This is a genomic window from Burkholderia sp. ABCPW 14, assembly GCF_001523835.1.
In the GTDB taxonomy this organism is placed as follows: Bacteria; Pseudomonadota; Gammaproteobacteria; order Burkholderiales; family Burkholderiaceae; genus Burkholderia; species Burkholderia mayonis.
Window position 1 is genome coordinate 60900 of record NZ_LOVS01000088.1, and the last position, 16500, is coordinate 77399.

Below are 16500 nucleotides of genomic sequence, written 5' to 3' on the forward strand. Positions count from 1 at the left end.
TGAAACGGTCCTTGGCCGCTCGTCAGGCGATGCGGGCCGTCGCGCAGCGATCGGCTGCGCATCTCCCGCATCGGCCTGCTTCGATCGGCCTGCTTCGATCGGCCTGCTTCGATCGGCTCGCGATCAGCCGATCGATTCGATGATCGCCTTGAACGCGCGCCACTCGGTCGCGGCCCATACTTCGGCGTGCGAGCGTCCGAGCGTGCGCAGGATCGCCGACACCTTGAACGCCGTCTCGATGTCCGGCGCGGAAAACACGTCGAGATAATCGTATGGCCCGAGGATCGCGTAGCTGTGCCGCCATTCGATGCCCGGGCACGCTTCCTCGATTTCCTTGACCGCGCGTTTCTCGAGCGTCTCCATGCTCGATGGCGATTTCAGTCCCTCCGGGGACAAACGCGTCAACAGTACGAAGTCCGGCATGGTCGTCTCCTGGCGCGCTGATCGACACATCCAAGCATTGCGCATCGGATCGGGCATCCATTGATTACGATCAAGGTCCGGACGTGTCAGGGCATCGCGCGCCGTCCATCCGGAATCCCGTCCGCCCGTCACGTCTTGACTGACGAAAGCAAGCCGAGATCGCGCAGCTCGCGGTACGACAGCTCGCGCTTGCGTGCCCCGTATACACCGCGCCGGCCGTAAATGTGCTCGAGGTCGAAGCGGTCCGACGCGTCGACGACGCGGGCCAGCACCGCGTCGAACACGGCTTCGTGCTCGTGCGCGTGGCGCGCGCCCGTATCGGCGGCTTCACGGCGCGGGAACGGCAGATAGTCGAGCTCGACCAGATACCACGCTGGCCCGATCTTGTGCGCCTGTGTATGCGCGGACACCGGACGCATCCGCGCGTGCAGTTCCTCCGCACGTCGCGCTTCGCGCTCCTTCTCGTGTTGCACGCGCGACGCGAGCGCGGCGTTGCGCATCAGCGTGCCGAGCTCCGGATGGACGTAGAACGCGCAGTTCGCGTCCTCGAGCGCGACGACGACGCCGTGCGCGGCGTGAACGCGAACGCGCCCGTGCTTGGACGACGTATGCGTCGCCACGAGGTCGGCCGCAACGTCGGGCTGCTCGGGAAAGCGTTGCGCGAGTTCGGCACGCACCGAAGCCCATTCGGCGCCGACGCGCGCGGACAGGAACGCCCGCAGCGCCCGCTGACGCGGCGGTTTGCCGGGCGCGCGCCCGCGGGCAACGGGAGGCGTTGCCGGCTGCGCGGCGGACGTGGCTCGATAGTTGCGGTTCGCCTTGACCATAACGATTCGTCTGCCTGTTCCCGACGATGACTGACGTAGCCGCAATCGCAGACGCATTCGTGCGGCGCGGGCGCGGTGCGCTCGCGTCCACCGCACCCGCGCCGCATTCGATTTCGGATGCGCGGATTCACGGGCGCATGTCGTCGCCGTCCGCCTCCTCGCGCTCCAGTATCTCGAGCACGCGCGCGGTCCGGCCATGCGGTTCGCGATCGAGGCGGAACTGCAGGCGTTCGTCGGATCTGAACCACGTGTATGCATCGAGCACTTCGGTGCCCGTCGGTTCGATTTCGAGGATCTTCGCGATGACGTCGTCTTCGATCGGCCCGACGATGTCGCGAATTTCGGTCGCAGTGGCGGGGTGCGATGCGGAATTGAGCTTCATGGACATGGCTTTTCTCCCGTTCCGGTTGAGGCCGCTCGTTTCGCTCCGGGTGGATGCATCGCATCAACCCTTGATGCAGACGATCGGCACGAGCCGCGCGACCTTGCGCGCGAGCCCGGCCTCGACGGCCGCGTCGACGACCGCGCCGACATCCTTGTACGCGCCCGGCGCCTCTTCGGCGACGCCGCGGTCCGACGGGCTGCGGATCAGGATGCCGCGGCTCGCGAGCTCGTCGACCAGCGCCCGGCCGCGCCAGCGCCGTGCGGCCGCGAAGCGGCTCATGCAGCGGCCCGCGCCGTGGCACGCGGAGCCGAACGCACGTTCGCCGCCCGCCGCGTCCGCGCCGGCCAGGATGTACGACGCTGTTCCCATGCTACCGCCGATCAGCACCGGCTGGCCGACGTCGCGCAGCGCGTCGGGCAGCGCCGGATGGCCGGGCCCGAACGCGCGCGTCGCGCCCTTGCGATGGACGTAAAGCTGCCGGCGGCGACCGTCGATCACGTGCTCTTCGACCTTGCACGTGTTGTGCGACACGTCGTAAAGCAGGGTCAGTTGCGCGGCCGGCAGCACCTTCGCGAACACTTCCCGGGTCAGATGCGTGAGGATCTGCCGGTTCGCGAGCGCACAGTTGATCGCCGCGCGCATCGCGCCCAGATAGCGCTCGCCGAGATCCGACAGAATCGGCGCGCATGCGAGCTCGCGGTCAGGCAGCGCGATGCCGTAGCCTGTCGCGGCGATCACCATCTCCTTCAGGAATTCGGTGCCGATCTGGTGACCGAGCCCGCGCGATCCGCAGTGAATCGTCACGACGACTTGCCCGCGCTGCAGTCCGTAGCGCTGCGCGCTCGCCGGATCGTAAATATCGGCGATCTCCTGCACTTCGAGATAGTGGTTGCCGGAGCCGAGCGTGCCCATCTCGTCGCGCTGGCGCTTCTTCGCGAGCGCCGACACCGCGGACGGCTTCGCATCCAGCACCATGCCGCCCTCCTCGATGCGTTCGAGATCGAGCGGCGTCCCGTAGCCCTGCTTGACGGCCCACGCGGCGCCGCCCGTCAGCATGTCGTCCGTTTTCGCGGCCGACAGCCTGAGTCGCCCGGTGCTGCCGACGCCCACCGGGATGTGCGTGAACAGCGCGTCGGCGAGCTTTTTCTTCACTGTGTCGATATCCTCGCGCACAAGCCCCGTATGCAACGTGCGCACGCCGCACGAGATGTCGAAACCGACCCCGCCCGCCGAGATCACGCCGCCCGCGTGCGCGTCGAACGCCGCGACGCCGCCGATCGGGAAGCCGTATCCCCAGTGCGCGTCCGGCATCGCGAACGACGCGGCGACGATGCCCGGCAGCGTCGCGACGTTGCAGACTTGTTCGTACACCTTCTGGTCCATGTCGCCGATCAGCTTGCGGTCTGCATAGACGATGCCGGGCACGCGCATGCCGCCCGCCGGCGGAATGTGCCATTCGAACTCGCCGTGCTGCTTCAGCCGAGTCAGGTCCATCGGCATGCTCCGTTCAGACATCGACGACGCATTCCGCGATCCACGCGCCGTCGTCGAGCCGGTCCACGCGCAGCGCCGTGTAGGTCGCGCCCTTCGGCTCGATGGCCGGACGATGCCGCGCGATGTCCACCGGCTCGCCGGCAATGTGCGCGCGCAGGCCGTCGTCGGCGAGCGTCACGTCGAAATGGCTGAAGAGCATCTTGCGTACCGCCATTTCGTAGACGATTGCGTTGAGCCAGTCGACGAGCAGCAGCTCGCGGTCGGTCTCCGCGCAGGCGATCTCGAACGCGCGCAGCGGCCGCACCGACGCGGGATTCGCGACGATCGCCGTCAGCGCGAGCGCGGCCTGCTCGTAGGCCTGCGCGAGCGTCTCGCCGACGCCGCGCACGCCGACATCCGCGTCATGCTGGAAATGCTCCCAAAGTGCGGTCATTTCGCTTCGCTCCTCGATCGACGCGCGACGCCCGATGTTCGCCGGCTCGCCACGTCGATCGCATGCGAAACAAGCCTAGATGTTGCGCCCGGACGGGCCTTGACCTGCGTCAATCGCCGCCCCGTGGCGCATTCGGAATCGAGCCGTGACGACGGGCCGGCGGCCGGGAGATCATCTTGCAGACATCGAAGTCGCACGCGGCACGTTCGGCGCGCACTATTTCGCTGGTCCAAAAAATGCCGTTCGCTGGTGATCGACGGATTAATGCAGGTCAAGGGGGCCGGAAGCGCGGTTGCCGCGGCGTGATGCGCATCGGCGCCGGGGGCGGGTCGGCGGGTTGCCCATCATCGTCTGCGAGGATCGCGCGGATCGGAGCGAGCCGCCTGCGGCGCGCTTGCATCGCATTCGTGTGGCGTTCGCCGCGTCGTTGAGCTCCCCAGGCCACGCGCGTGCGATTCGTCTCATTCGCTACATTCGTCTATCGTGACAATAGGCGACTCGAATGTCCGCCATGGCATGCAAGCCGGCAGCGACGCCAGCCGTCAAGGTGCCGAAACAAATCCCGCGCATGTTGACCGCTGCGTCGATCGGCATTGCCCATTGCTCAACGCATGCGTTCGAAGGCCGCCGCGTCGATCGTTCGGATGACGCGCGACCTCCGAAGCTTCGTGCTTTTCGCCAAAGAAACCGCGTGCTATCAAAGCAGGATTCGCTGTGAACCGCATGGGTTCCGACGCGCGTTTCGCGGCGAATACGCACGGTATCGGAAAAGAACGGCCGCATCGATTCGGAAGCCGTACCACGCACATTGGCGTGCCTGAAATGTGGCCGGACATCGCACGATCCCGGTTGCCATTTCGCGAAGCCCCGCCGATCAGCCGACCAGCAAATCGAGGCGTCCGTGTGCGTCGCGTTGCAGTCATGCACGAGCGTCTTGCCGCGCTCCGCCCGCCAACAAGCATCACGAGCGCGTGCGATGCGCTCGCGTATCGCGTTCGACGCTGCCGCTGCATGCCGATCGCTTGCGCAGTTGCGACGGCCTTCGTGACGCCGTGATGCCGCAAAGCCGGCCCGCCGATTACGCGAGCCGGCTCCGCGCAGCGGCTTCGGCAACGCGTCACGGGCGCCGTCTGCCCAATGCGCGCGTCGTCGCCCGCCGTTCGCGGCGAGCGAGCGCGCAACGCACAAACGATATGCGACACCCGACGCGCTTCCGCCACCGACGACAATTCGTCAAGAGGAGATCAAACGAACAATGTCCAAATATGTATTGGGCCACTCCCCGATAGAACTTCGCCGACTGGACTTCCAGTCGGAGATGCTGAAGCCGATCACGCTGCGCCTGCTCGAATCCGCGCGCCTTCGGTCTTCGATGCGCGTGCTCGACATCGGCTGCGGGACGGGCGGCGTCAGCATGCTGGCGGCCGAGATGATCGGCCCGGCCGGCGCGGTCGTCGCGATCGACCAGAGCGACGTCGCGATCGACGCGGCGATCGCCAACGCGGAGCGCGCGCGGCTGCACAACATCCGCTTCCGCGCATGCGGTCTCGATCAGGTCGAGGGCGCGCACAGCTTCGACGTCGTGGTCGCCCGGTGTGTGCTGATGCATCAGCTTCACGTCGCGGAGTTCATCCGCCACGCGGCGCGCTTCGTGAAGCCGGGCGGATTCATCGCGTTCCATGAGCCCGACTTCTTCCGCAAGCCAATATCGATGCCGCCCATCAACCTGTGGGACTCGGTCGCGATGGAGATTCTCGATCGCTGCAAGCGGATGTTCCCGTCATTCGACGTCGCGCACCGGATGGTCAAACTGTTCGCGACCGCGGGGCTGCCGTTGCCGAAGATGTCGTACGAGATTCCGGTCGACGGCGGAACGGCCACGAACCTCAGTTCATGGCATGCGGAAATCCTGCGGGCGCTGTCCACCGATCCCGAATGGACGCTGCTCGGCAACGGCAAGCGGATCGAGTTCGACCGGCTGAGCGGAGACCTGCAGTGCGAGATCTACGAATCTCGCGCTCAGGTCGAATCTTTCGGGCAGATGTGCGCGTGGGCGCAACTGTAGGCGCGCGCGCCGGCAAAGGGCCGGCGCTGCGCGCGTCGGACGTCCGGCCCGCCGTTTCGACCTGGCCGGACGCCGCCCGTCACGGCTTCGCGCGGTCGGCGCGATCGATACGGGCCGCGGGCGCGCTCGGCTATTTCGCGGACGCCGGCGTCGGGCACGCGTTGCAGCCGCACGCGGACGTGCCGGTGGGCGCCGCGGGCGACTGATTGGTCCACTGGCCGTTCCAGCCGCCCCGCGTCGCGCAGACGGTCGGGCACACGGCCTGCGCGCCGCGATAGTCGGCGACCGGCAACGCGGTGTCGACATCGCAGCCGCACGGATAGCCGGTACGCGCGCGTTGCGCGATCGGCCCGCTCATCGATGCGAGCCAGTTGCGCGACTGCGCATCGATCTTGAACATCACCGGCTCGCGCGCATCGAGCAGCGCGACCATCCTCCGATAGAGCGGATAGCGCTGCGCGAGCGTCTGCAATACGCTGCGCCGCGCGGAGAACAGATACTGCGGCACGCCGCTCTGGTCCGGCCCGACGCTTTGCACCATCGTCGACGAAGCAGCGATCACGTTCGCGAGCTGCACGGCGAGCGCCCGCGTGCCGCGTGCGTGCGTCGTCGTGTTCACGCCGATCACGTCCGCATAGAAAAGCGGCGGCTGCGGCTCGTCCGACAGCGGCAGGAACTTGAAATCGAGATTTTGCCGCGCCGCTTCGCTCATCGCGGACATCGATTCCGAATAGCCGATCACCGCGCGTCCCTCGCCGTCGCTGAACCACGTCGATCGGTCGTATTGGCCGGGCAGCTCCGCGGTCGCGTTCAGCCAGCTCGACATCGCCATCAGCGAGCGCAGGCTCGCGACCGCCTCGCCGTTCAGGTCGTTCGCGCTCCACGGCAGCGGCAGCGGATACGCACCCGTCCGGCTGTGCGCGGCGTCGAGATACAGCGCGGCGTTCGTCGTCCGCCCGGCCATGTCGATCATCAGCCCGCGCTTGTCGGGCGGAATCTCGCTCGTGAACGTGCACTGCTTGAGCGCGCTGTGCACTTGCGTGAGCGTCGTCGCGGCCGCGAGCGCCGCGTCGTCCTTCCGATAGAAGAGCACGTTCGCGCAGCCGAGCTGCGGGATGCTGTAGTACCGGTCGCCCGCCTTCACGCCGTCGATCGCGTACGGCAGGAAATCGCCGATGTTCAGGATCTCGTTCGCCGCGAGCGGCTCGAGCCAGTTCTGGCTGCGGAAATAATCGAAGAAAATCGCGTCGTACACATAGACGTCGGCGTTCGCGGGCGGATTGGTCCGGTAGCCGCCGTCCCACTCGTCGGCGGACACGAATTGCAGCGCGATGGCCGGCTGCGCCTTCTTCCATTCGGTCTCGATCGCGGATTTGAACTGGTCGATGCGCGGCACCCACGGATACAGCGCGACCGTCAGCTGCTGGACGGCGGCCGCGCTGCCCGCATGCGACGGCGCGGCGACCAGGAAGCCCAGAACGATCGTGATACAGCACAAGAGGCGACGCATGATGAATCCTTGTCGAATGAGTCGTGTGCGTGGATGCGTTTCGGCGCCGCGAGCGGCGGAAGCGTCAATCCCATAGCGCGTGGAAATGATGGACGGGTCCGTGTCCGCGGCCGACGTCGAGCTTGTCGGACGCGGCGAGCGCATCGCTCAGGTACGCCTTCGCGCGGCACACGCTGTCCTCGACCGAATGGCTCGGCAGCAGCGCGGCGATCGCGGCCGACAGCGTGCAGCCGGTGCCGTGGTCGTTTTTCGTCGCGACGCGCGGCGCGGACAGCTCGACCGTCGCCGCCGCCGGGCCGCGCAGCACGTCGACGCTGCGCTCGCCCGCCAGATGGCCGCCCTTCAGCAGCACCCAGCGCGGGCCGAGCGCGTGCAGATCGGCCGCCGCCGTATGCATCTCGTCCAGCGTGCGCGGCTCGCTTCGATCGAGCAGCACGCCCGCTTCCGGCAGATTCGGCGTGATCAGCGTCGAGATCGGCACGAGCCTGTCGCGAATCGCGTCGACCGCGTCCGGATCGAGCAGCCGGTCGCCGCTTTTCGCGACCATCACCGGATCGAGCACGATCGGCGCGGCGCGATGCCTGACGAGCGCGGCGGCGACCGCCTCCGCGATCGCCGCCGTCGCGATCATGCCGATCTTGACCGCGTGCACGGCGACGTCGTCGAACACCGCGTCGATCTGGTCCGCGACGAACGCCGGATCGAGCGCGCGGAAGCTGCGCACGCCGGTCGTGTTCTGCGCGACGACCGCGGTGATCGCCGACATGCCATACGCGCGCATCGCCGAAAATGCCTTGAGATCGGCCTGAATGCCCGCTCCGCCCGTCGGGTCGGTGCCGGCGATCGTCAGTACGTTCGCGATCATGTTCCCTCGTGATTCATCTTTTTTAATGGGTATTCGAGCGATGCGGCGCCCGTCGGCGGGCCGCATCGCCCGGTCGTGCGATCGGCCGCACGGGTAACGCTCGCGTGCTTTCCCGCTCCCATGCGGCCATCGGTGGGCGCACGGGCACTGCGGCGGCGTTCGATCGCCCGCCCGTATCGCAGGGCGAACGCCGCGCCGTGCGCGCCCGCCGCTTCAGCGCTGCGGCTTCGTCGCCTTGAACAGCACGAACGGCTTGCTGCCTTCGGCGTCCGCATACCCGCGGGGCGCGCCGTCCGCTTCCGCCGCGCTGAAACCGAGCTCCGTCGTCGCAGCGAGCGCGAAGCCCGCCTCTTCGAGCGTGTGTCGGTACGTCGGGATGTCCCAGTGCGTGTCGACGACGTCGAACACGCCCATGCCGGGCACGTGGAGATACACCGGACGCGTGTCGCCGTCGCGATACACGACGCCCGGCTCGCCGTTGCGGAACGTCGGGAACTGCACGCCCGTCGTGCGCGGGTTCGTATCGAGGATGTAATACGTGCCGCCCGGCATCAGCACGCGCAGCACCTCGGCGGCAACGCGCGCGAGCTCCGCGCGCTCCGGAATGTTGACGAACAGGAAGCAGCTGATCGCCGCATCGAAGCTCGCGTCGGCGAACGGCAGCGACGGCCCGTCGATGTGCGCGAACTGCAAACCCGCATCGGTGCCGGCCGCGTTCGCGTTGTCGATCATCGTCGTCGCGATGTCGACGCCCGTCACGTGCGCGACGCCCGCCGCCTTCAGCCGCCGCGACACCTTGCCGCCGCCGCAGCCGTAGTCGAGCACGCGGATCGCCGTGCCGTGCGCGCCCGTCAGCTCGGCGATGAGCGGCCGGTAGCCGAAGCGGTCCTCGATCCGGTCGTCGTATGCGTCGAAGCGCTGCGAAACCTGCTGTTCGGTCCAGTCGGTCTTCATCGAGATTCTCGGTCCTTGTGCGTTATTGAGGCGAGGCGGACGCCATGTCCCAGCGGTTCAGGAGATAGGCGCGATGGAACGGGCCGACGAACGCGAGCGCGTCGTCGGGCGGCGGATTGCCGGACTTGATCCCGCGATAGATCCAGAAAAGGCCGAGCACGTCACGCCAGTACGGGTCGAGATCGACGTCCTGCAGCGCGGCGAACGACATCTGCCCGGCGCGAATCCGGCCTTCGTGGTCGAGCACGCGCCGAATCGTCGCGGGGCCGGTGCCCGCCGGCATCCGCGGCGGCGCTTCGGCGGTGACGATCGCCGCTTCGACGTCGTCGAGGAGCGCCTGCACGCGCGGCAGGTTGTCGTCGTACACGTGGATCGAGCCGACGTGGTGCGAATACGTGCCGACCTCGCATCCTAGCCGCGACGCAACGTACTCCTGCAGGAACGTGAACGAGAAGACGTCGTTCAGGAGCCCGATGTACGCGTCGTTCGCGCGCATGAAGGCCACCGTGTGCAGCCGGCCGTCGCGCAGCAGCAATTGCAGGCCGAGCGTGCACGACACGTCGATGTTGCGCCGGTACAGATCTTCATCGGCGCTGAAGATCTGCAGCACGACGCGCTTGCTCTCGGCGTCGTCGCGCGACAGGATGTCGACCGCGCGCTCGATCTGGTCGAGCGCGCGGTCGCCGTAATGCAGCAGCCGCGCGCCGTAGCCGGTGCCGGGCAGATGCTTGCCGTCGGGGCTGTAGCGCGCCATCGAAGGCGCGTAGTGCTCGATGAACTCGAGATCGTTGCGGCCGGACAGATACCACAGCGCCTCGGCGTAGTTGAAGACGACGTTCTGCCTGCGAGCGGCGTGCCGGCAGAAGCGCGCGCGCGGATCGTCGATCCGTGCGCCGTAGCCGATGATTTCGCGCTCCGCGTGCCCGCGCGGCGCGCTCCGGTATTCGTACGCGCCGCAGACGTGCCTGAGCGTGGCGAGATAGAGCTCGCTGAGACCCGGATAGCGCCGCATGTCAGCCCCTCGCGTCGAAGCGGCCGATCGCGGCTTCGATCGCGGCCGGGTCGATCCGCCCGTCGCTGTATTCGACGCGCTCGATGTGCGTGATCTCATCGAGCCCGCGCACGAGGTACGCGTATTCCCTGCCGGTTTCGAGCAGCAGCACGATCCGCTTGCCGAGCGCGGACGCCCAGCCGAGCTCGATGTGCGTGCCGGGCGACGCGGGCGCGCCCGGGAACGCGACGAAGTAGTCGCACAGGCTGATCTGCTCGTAGTCCGTCTTCGTGCACACGGCGGGCGTCATGAATTCGCGCCCCCAATGCTCGCGCCGGTGCGCGCAGTGCACATTCCAGCCGCGATCCTCGAAATGATCGATCACGCGGCGAAACAGGTCGATGCTGTCTTCCGGCATGATGCCGGTGTGCTTGTCGACCAGGGATTTGAACGGTCCGCCCAAGAACATACGCTTCATCGGTTATTTTCCTTTTGGTTGGAATGACAGATGGCGTGCGCTCGCAGCGCCACGCGCGTGACGTGGTCTGCGAGGACGCCCGGGAATTCGAGCACGCCGTCCGGCACGCGGACCCAGCGGCAGTCCGTCGCGTCGTCGCCCGGCCGCAGCGCGCCCTCGACATAGCGGCACGGCATCGCGATCAGCACGTAGTGGTGGTGCTGGCCGCCCGGATCGAAGCCGATCACCTCGACGACGTCGATCGGCTCGCCGACCTCCGCGCGCACGCCGGTCTCCTCGAACAGCTCGCGCGCGGCCGCGTCGTGCAGGCGCTCGCCTGGCTCGACCGAGCCGCCCGGGAAGCCCCATGTGCCCTTCTGCGGCTCCTTGCCGCGCTGGACGAGGATCACTTCGTCGCCGCGAAACGTGACGGCGATCACCGCGACGCGCGGTGTCGCAAGCGCCGTGGGTTCACATGGCGCCGCGCCGGCGCTTTTCGGGTCAGTCATCGTTGATGCTCCGCATCTTCGCCCCTCTCTGCGCGCGCTTTCATTCGGCCCCGACGCGCAAATCGACGGTAATTGGCCGCCTCTATGATTAATGAATGAAACAATCCGGACAAATTCGCCCGGATTTTGCAAACGCATATTTTCGCTTCTCGATTCAGCGGCCTCTCCGTTTTCGGAAATTTCGCAGAGCGCTTAGCCTAACACAATCCTATCGATTCTCTCGAATGCGATTTGCTTAACGAAATTGCCGACCTCGCATATTCACGAGTATTCAGCGATTATCGCGCCAACCGATTGACAAATGAAACGGGACGTTGCTATACCTATTAACCATCGCCGATTCAATACGACTTTCGGCGAAGCGCCGTCGCATGGCCCAACCGGGCCGTCCGGCCGACCGGCGGCATTTCCGCCGCACGCCCTGACGCAATCGGCGTATTAGGTTCCGCATCAGCCTGAATTTGCCGTAATCCGTAACGTTGTTCCACTCCGTGCCGTCATCCGGCACGGAACATCTCATCGTCACGCGACTGCAACATAAAAAAGGTGATCGATTATGCAAACGCATCCGATCGGGCTGTCCAGCGAATACGAAGCACAGCGCTATTCAAACGAGCGCAATATTCTGCGTTCTGAAATTATCTACGGCGACGGTTTTCAAAGCCCGGGCGGCATCGAAGGATTCAAGACGATGCTCGCCGACAAAATGTCGATCGAGCCCGGCATGCATCTGCTCGACATCGGCTCCGGCCTCGGCGGCGCCGCCTTTCATCTCGCGGGCCGCTTCGACGTGACGGTCGTCGGGCTCGATACCGCGCCGCGGATGACGGAGCTCGCGGCCGCCCGGCAGCCGGCGCTCGATCCGCAGCGGCGCGTGCGCTTCGTCAACGCCGACATCCATGACGATGCGCTCGCCGGCGAGCGCTTCGACATCGTCTATTCGCGCGACGTGCTGATGTACGAGCACGACAAGCCATCGTTGTTCGCGCGCTGCCACGCGCTGCTCGCGCCGCAGGGCCGCTTGTACGTGACCGACTTCTGCCGCGGCCGCTCGTCGCCCGAGTTCGACGCTTACACATCGGTGTCCGGCTATGACCTGAAGACGATCGACGATTACGCGCGCATCGTCGCGGACGCCGGCTTCGATGTCGTGGCGGCGCGCAACGTCAGCGACGACGCGCGCCGCCAGTTGATCGACGACCTGCATCGCTACGAGACGCGCATCGCGACGCGCGATCCGTCGATCGACATGCTCGACGCCGAGCACATCGTCGAGCGCTGGCAGCGCAAGATCCGCTTCGTCGAGGAAGGATGCCTGCTGCAGGGGCTATTCATCGCGCAGCGCCGATAGTTCGTCCGTACAACATGCGTTCCGAAGGAGCCGACATGCTGACGTCGCATTCCGATCATCTGCAGATCGACTGGGAATCCGGCCGTTCGAGCCGCTATCACTGGGTGTGGCTGCGCCAGGCTTGCGAGTGCGCAGACTGCTTCAACGGCTACTGCCGGCAACGCCACTTCGATCCGGGCACGATTCCGCCAGGCATCCAGCCCGAGCGCGTGTCGCTCGACGCGCATGGGCTGCGGATCGTCTGGCAGGACGCGCACGTCAGCACGTACGCGTGCGACTGGCTCGAGCACAACGACTACCGCGACGCCGCCCCTGTGACCGAGCGGCAGGCGGAGCGGCTGCGCTGGACGCCTTGGCCCGAGCGCGGCGCGCCGTTGGCGAGCCATTTCGGCATCGCCGACGTGCTGGAAAGCGACGCCGCGCTGCGGCGCGCGCTGAATCAACTGTTCGAATTCGGCATCGTCGTGCTGAAAGCAAGCGACGGCGCGGCGCCGCCGTTCGACGACGTCCGCAACCGGCTCGCCGGCTTTCTCGACCCGTCGTACTTCGGCGACTTCTTCGATCTCGAAGTGAAAGCGGACGACGTAACCGACAGCGTATCGTTCAGCACGAAGGCATTGCCGCTGCACACCGACATCCCGTACTGCTCGCCGCCGCCCGATTATCAGTTCCTCTATGGTCTCGACGTCGATCCGCGCTGCGCGCGCGAGCAGGTCGGCTGCACGCGCTTCGTCGACGGCTGGGCGGTCCTGTCCGAATTGCGCAACGCGTCGCCGGACATGTTCGAGCGGCTCGCGCACACGCGCGTCGTCTACCGCGCCGACTATCCGAATGCGCGCAAGCACTACGAGCATCGGACGCCGATCGTCCGGCTGCGGCCGGACGGCTCCGTCGAGCGCCTCGTCAACAATCCGACGAAGATGTTCTTCGACGGCATCGGCTTCGACGATCTGATGCCGTTCTTCAACGCATATCACGCGTTCAAGGCGCGCCTCGTCGCGACGATGCGATCGTATCTGCATGTGTGGTCGCAAGGCGACATGGTCGTATGGGACAACCGGCGGATCTTTCACGGACGCGGCGATTTCGGCGCGCCCGGGATCGCGCGCACGTTGCGCGGCGGGTATTTCAAGGAAGGCGAACTGCGGGCGCGGGAGGCGTTTCTCGCTGAGGCCGAGCGGCGCGCGGCGGGTTGAGCGCGCGGCATTCGAAACGCCCGACCGCCGCGCCGGCCGAGCGCGCGACGACTGGCTCTCACGACTGCCCGGCCGTTGCCGACAGCGCCGTCAGCGCGGGCGCGGCCGATCTCGACGACAGCGGGGCATCGTGCGGCCGCCATTCGGCGCAATGCCGTGGCCGTGGCGCACCGCCCCGGAGGATGCGCGAAGACCTGCCGTCAACGCAACGTCTCGATCGCCAAGAGAACGGCCATCGCGATCATCAAGCCCCCGCCCGCGATATTGATCAGCTTGAATCCTTTCTCATTGAAGAACGCTCGTGAACTGACGGCATGAGCGGTGGCGACCCACGCCGAATCGATCAACAAACCCAAGCCGATGGGCACCAGCGAAAAGAAGAGCAGCGACTCCACTGGACTTTCGACCCCTCTGCTCAGGAAACTCGGCACGATCGTACCGAACATGATCAGGGCTTTGGGATTCGTGATGCCCACGATGACGCCGGCGACCAACGTTTGCTTGCGCTTGGCAGGGGCCCGGACTTCCGCCGCGGGCAGTGGTCTGGCTAACAGATATTGAACACCGATGGCCAGCAGGACGACGGCGCCGAGCAATCGAATACCCGTCAGGACGCTGTCGGTGCGCATCAGCAAGGTGCCGATTCCCAGCGCAACGATCACTGCGACGCAATATGTTCCTATCGCGTTGCCGATGACGCCGCGCATCGCGCTGCGCCGCCCCGCCGTCATCGCCTGCCCGACAAGAAACATGATGCTTGGCCCGGGAACGGCGATCAACACTGCAGAGGTAAATACAAGCCCGAGTAGGCCATCGAGCGCCGTGAAGTTTCCAGACATTGAGCCGCCCTCATAATCGCCCCTGAACCGTCGCTAAACAGTCGGTATCCGTCACGTTCCAATGCCGTTCGTCGCCTGGCATGATCAATTGGCAAACTGTACGCCAGCGTTCGGTTTGCCCAAACCGGTCGACAATCAATACGGGTTCATGCCGATTTCAATTGATCGGTGATGCGCCGATGACGGATTACAGGGTGGATGGGTGAATGAACATCAGTATCTATACAGTTTCAGATCTCGACACGCAATCAAGATCGGTTCGCGAGCAAAGCCAGCGTCGGCTGAATTCGAAGCGCCTCGGCCACCTCTTCTTCGCTCATCAGCGGATAGCATGCGTCCACAAACTCGTCGAGCACGGGCAACATGCTGCGACGCTCATCCAGACCCAGCGCGCATGCACACGCATTGAACGCGACGTTCTTGTACTGGTCGAGATTGGTCTCCTCGTCGACATAATCGTCGAGGTCCCAGCGGCCGATGAGGCTTTCCTGCATATGGAAGGAATTCACTTCGACGCCTTCGCGATAGACGTGAAACACCGGATGGACATATGCGCTCCGGGAAGTATCGAAATGATCCGCGGGCAGCGCGAAATAGTGAGTCGGCAGTTCGCCGTTGCCGTATCGGCTGAATCCATACTCGAAAACGATTTCGAGCCTCATCGGCTCCTCACCCCAGCGTTCAAGGTTATATGCTCGCGGAAATGGGGGCCATACACGTGCTCGGATCAAGCCATCGTCGCCGCTTGGCTCGAACGTCACCGTGCACCCGAAGTAGCCGAACAGCTCGAACAACGGCATGCTCGTGCTCACGAGTTCGACGAGAAATTCAGAAAGATAAATGAGCCGGTCGGAAGGGTGCGCTAGCGGAACATCGCATTCGAATACCGGTTCGAGCACCATGTCGTGATATTTTTCGGCGACGATGTATCCGAGCGCTTGAATGTTGCATCGGAAGCCGTGTACAAATCCGGAAGCGGCATCCGGATCATTGACGCGCATCGGAGCGCCGAGAAAGTAGAGACCTGGCACGCTGACCGACTCCCAACTCGATGTCAGCAGGCAATATTTTCCCTTTTCGTCAATGGCCGGCCGTACGGTTTCCATGTCGAAAACGCCGGGCAGCGTGTAGTTGAAGCCACAACATACGATCACGTCGTCCACGATGCCGGTTCGCTTCATCCACCTTGGCGGAGACCAGTGGGGGCAAGGCGTCTCGTAGCGAACCAGCAAGCGGCCTTCGTATTTGCCGCCGGCGATTCGCCTGACTTCGACGATGCGATCGCTCACGATATTGTTGTTGGACTTGAGTTGCATCAGATCGAACACGTCGGAGACTTGTGCCCGCAAGTCATGCACGTTGTGTGTTTGCCGGGCGAACATCGGTAGAGACCGCGTGACGACGCGCGTCTCCGCCGTGATATCGATGAGGTGGTGTGCGATCTCGAATGCGGAATTGCCGCGGCCCAGAATGATGACGACCTTGTTCCGGTAGCGTTCCGCCGCGGCATCGGGCTCGAAGTCCCCGTAGAAAGTGCAGGTCTCGGCATTGAGTCCCTTGATATCCGGAACGATCGGCTCCGACTTGCCGGTAGCGCAGAAAATACGATCCGCGGTGATGCGCGGCGCATTCGATACGCCGAGAACGAAGCATCCGCCTTTGCGCGCTATGCGCTGCACGCGAGCACGCGTCCGAATGTGTTTCGACAGCCCTTTCTTTTCCGCGACATACTTCAGATACTCCTTGTAAATTCTTGCCGACGGCCAATGTTCCGACGTCCACTCCGTGAATCGCAGCTTGGGATCGTTCGTCACATCATCGGCATTGATGGTGCTCAATGTGTGCCAGTCGTATCGCATCCGATAAGTATGGCTATCGCCTGGAACGTATCTTTTGTTTAGCGAAATAAGCTGCCCGCATACCGGAAATCGATCCCACTGCCCACCGACAGTCTCGTTCGCCTCGATCAAAAGGTACTCAATCCCCCGTCTCTCGAATTCGAGAGCCATGTTAATTCCCGCAGGGCCGCCGCCAATGATCACGTTAGAAAAATGTTCCATCGTGGCTGTCTCCTCATTCATGCCGTCGAGGATCGAGAGAGGGGCCTCGATCGACCTTTTTCATTCGGTTTCGCCGAATGCGTCGCGCGGATGCGGAGCGTCGAGCGGCTTCGGCATCCGCCGAATGCGCTGAATCCCCAA

17 protein-coding genes are annotated in these 16500 nt (G+C 65.1%); 4 read left to right on the forward strand and 13 right to left on the reverse strand.

Going from position 1 to position 16500, the window contains the following annotated elements:
• Positions 1–123: 123 nt before the first annotated feature.
• The 5 genes from WS62_RS13500 to WS62_RS13520 form a co-directional block, all read right to left on the reverse strand.
• Complete coding sequence (locus WS62_RS13500; protein ID WP_010115323.1) at positions 124–423, reverse strand: GYD domain-containing protein; 300 nt, start codon at positions 421–423, stop codon at positions 124–126.
• A 128-nt stretch (positions 424–551) separates the two neighbouring features.
• Complete coding sequence (locus WS62_RS13505; RefSeq protein WP_066571421.1) at positions 552–1250, reverse strand: hypothetical protein; 699 nt, start codon at positions 1248–1250, stop codon at positions 552–554.
• Between the two features lie 127 nt (positions 1251–1377).
• A complete protein-coding gene (locus tag WS62_RS13510; protein ID WP_066571423.1) occupies positions 1378–1632 on the reverse strand; it encodes a hypothetical protein in 255 nt (84 codons plus the stop codon).
• A 63-nt stretch (positions 1633–1695) separates the two neighbouring features.
• Entirely contained in the window at positions 1696–3129 is a 1434-nt protein-coding gene (locus tag WS62_RS13515; RefSeq protein WP_066571424.1) for an RtcB family protein, read from the reverse strand.
• Between the two features lie 13 nt (positions 3130–3142).
• Positions 3143–3562, reverse strand: a complete 420-nt coding sequence (locus WS62_RS13520) for an archease (RefSeq protein WP_066571425.1) — start codon at positions 3560–3562, stop codon at positions 3143–3145.
• A 502-nt stretch (positions 3563–4064) separates the two neighbouring features.
• Here WS62_RS13520 and WS62_RS36355 point away from each other — a divergent pair.
• Together WS62_RS36355 and WS62_RS13530 are read left to right on the forward strand one after the other, a co-directional pair.
• Positions 4065–4280 (forward strand): hypothetical protein, encoded by a 216-nt coding sequence (locus tag WS62_RS36355; RefSeq protein ID WP_156440971.1) that lies wholly within the window; start codon positions 4065–4067, stop codon positions 4278–4280.
• A 537-nt stretch (positions 4281–4817) separates the two neighbouring features.
• Entirely contained in the window at positions 4818–5627 is an 810-nt protein-coding gene (locus WS62_RS13530) for an SAM-dependent methyltransferase (RefSeq protein WP_082720941.1), read from the forward strand.
• A 130-nt stretch (positions 5628–5757) separates the two neighbouring features.
• Here the strand turns inward: WS62_RS13530 and bcmE are convergent, their stop codons facing one another.
• From bcmE to WS62_RS13565, 6 genes are all read right to left on the reverse strand, one after another.
• Positions 5758–7137: a thiamine pyridinylase gene (bcmE, locus tag WS62_RS13540; protein ID WP_066571432.1), complete on the reverse strand. Its 1380-nt coding sequence runs from the start codon at positions 7135–7137 to the stop codon at positions 5758–5760.
• Between the two features lie 64 nt (positions 7138–7201).
• On the reverse strand, positions 7202–8002 hold the full coding sequence (gene thiD / locus WS62_RS13545; RefSeq protein ID WP_066571433.1) for a bifunctional hydroxymethylpyrimidine kinase/phosphomethylpyrimidine kinase: 801 nt from the start codon (positions 8000–8002) through the stop codon (positions 7202–7204).
• A 213-nt stretch (positions 8003–8215) separates the two neighbouring features.
• Entirely contained in the window at positions 8216–8956 is a 741-nt protein-coding gene (locus tag WS62_RS13550) for a class I SAM-dependent methyltransferase (protein WP_066571434.1), read from the reverse strand.
• 22 nt (positions 8957–8978) lie between these two features.
• Entirely contained in the window at positions 8979–9968 is a 990-nt protein-coding gene (locus WS62_RS13555) for a thymidylate synthase (protein WP_066571435.1), read from the reverse strand.
• 1 nt (position 9969) lies between these two features.
• Positions 9970–10425, reverse strand: a complete 456-nt coding sequence (locus tag WS62_RS13560) for a nucleoside 2-deoxyribosyltransferase (protein ID WP_059472011.1) — start codon at positions 10423–10425, stop codon at positions 9970–9972.
• Complete coding sequence (locus tag WS62_RS13565; protein ID WP_066571437.1) at positions 10422–10913, reverse strand: NUDIX hydrolase; 492 nt, start codon at positions 10911–10913, stop codon at positions 10422–10424. The genes WS62_RS13560 and WS62_RS13565 overlap by 4 nt, the downstream gene beginning before the upstream one ends.
• Before the next feature lie 556 nt (positions 10914–11469).
• On the opposite strand from WS62_RS13565, the gene WS62_RS13570 reads away from it, so the two are divergent.
• Positions 11470–12264: a methyltransferase domain-containing protein gene (locus tag WS62_RS13570; RefSeq protein WP_066571439.1), complete on the forward strand. Its 795-nt coding sequence runs from the start codon at positions 11470–11472 to the stop codon at positions 12262–12264.
• Positions 12265–12299: 35 nt separating this feature from the next.
• Entirely contained in the window at positions 12300–13460 is a 1161-nt protein-coding gene (locus tag WS62_RS13575; protein ID WP_066571441.1) for a TauD/TfdA family dioxygenase, read from the forward strand.
• Between the two features lie 200 nt (positions 13461–13660).
• Here the strand turns inward: WS62_RS13575 and WS62_RS13580 are convergent, their stop codons facing one another.
• Positions 13661–14299 (reverse strand): LysE family translocator, encoded by a 639-nt coding sequence (locus tag WS62_RS13580; RefSeq protein WP_066571448.1) that lies wholly within the window; start codon positions 14297–14299, stop codon positions 13661–13663.
• 248 nt (positions 14300–14547) lie between these two features.
• Entirely contained in the window at positions 14548–16359 is a 1812-nt protein-coding gene (locus tag WS62_RS13585; RefSeq protein WP_082720949.1) for an NAD(P)-binding domain-containing protein, read from the reverse strand.
• Between the last annotated feature and the right edge of the window lie 141 nt (positions 16360–16500).

Excerpts from the sequence above, each read along its gene's own strand:
- WS62_RS13500 (WP_010115323.1), bottom strand. The coding sequence starts at position 423 with ATGCCGGACTTCGTACTGTTGACGCGTTTGTCCCCGGAGGGACTGAAA.
- WS62_RS13505 (WP_066571421.1), bottom strand. The coding sequence starts at position 1,250 with ATGGTCAAGGCGAACCGCAACTATCGAGCCACGTCCGCCGCGCAGCCG.
- WS62_RS13510 (WP_066571423.1), bottom strand. The coding sequence starts at position 1,632 with ATGAAGCTCAATTCCGCATCGCACCCCGCCACTGCGACCGAAATTCGC.
- WS62_RS13515 (WP_066571424.1), bottom strand. The coding sequence starts at position 3,129 with ATGGACCTGACTCGGCTGAAGCAGCACGGCGAGTTCGAATGGCACATT.
- WS62_RS13520 (WP_066571425.1), bottom strand. The coding sequence starts at position 3,562 with ATGACCGCACTTTGGGAGCATTTCCAGCATGACGCGGATGTCGGCGTG.
- WS62_RS36355 (WP_156440971.1), top strand. The coding sequence starts at position 4,065 with ATGTCCGCCATGGCATGCAAGCCGGCAGCGACGCCAGCCGTCAAGGTG.
- WS62_RS13530 (WP_082720941.1), top strand. The coding sequence starts at position 4,818 with ATGTCCAAATATGTATTGGGCCACTCCCCGATAGAACTTCGCCGACTG.
- bcmE (WP_066571432.1), bottom strand. The coding sequence starts at position 7,137 with ATGCGTCGCCTCTTGTGCTGTATCACGATCGTTCTGGGCTTCCTGGTC.
- thiD (WP_066571433.1), bottom strand. The coding sequence starts at position 8,002 with ATGATCGCGAACGTACTGACGATCGCCGGCACCGACCCGACGGGCGGA.
- WS62_RS13550 (WP_066571434.1), bottom strand. The coding sequence starts at position 8,956 with ATGAAGACCGACTGGACCGAACAGCAGGTTTCGCAGCGCTTCGACGCA.
- WS62_RS13555 (WP_066571435.1), bottom strand. The coding sequence starts at position 9,968 with ATGCGGCGCTATCCGGGTCTCAGCGAGCTCTATCTCGCCACGCTCAGG.
- WS62_RS13560 (WP_059472011.1), bottom strand. The coding sequence starts at position 10,425 with ATGAAGCGTATGTTCTTGGGCGGACCGTTCAAATCCCTGGTCGACAAG.
- WS62_RS13565 (WP_066571437.1), bottom strand. The coding sequence starts at position 10,913 with ATGACTGACCCGAAAAGCGCCGGCGCGGCGCCATGTGAACCCACGGCG.
- WS62_RS13570 (WP_066571439.1), top strand. The coding sequence starts at position 11,470 with ATGCAAACGCATCCGATCGGGCTGTCCAGCGAATACGAAGCACAGCGC.
- WS62_RS13575 (WP_066571441.1), top strand. The coding sequence starts at position 12,300 with ATGCTGACGTCGCATTCCGATCATCTGCAGATCGACTGGGAATCCGGC.
- WS62_RS13580 (WP_066571448.1), bottom strand. The coding sequence starts at position 14,299 with ATGTCTGGAAACTTCACGGCGCTCGATGGCCTACTCGGGCTTGTATTT.
- WS62_RS13585 (WP_082720949.1), bottom strand. The coding sequence starts at position 16,359 with ATGGAACATTTTTCTAACGTGATCATTGGCGGCGGCCCTGCGGGAATT.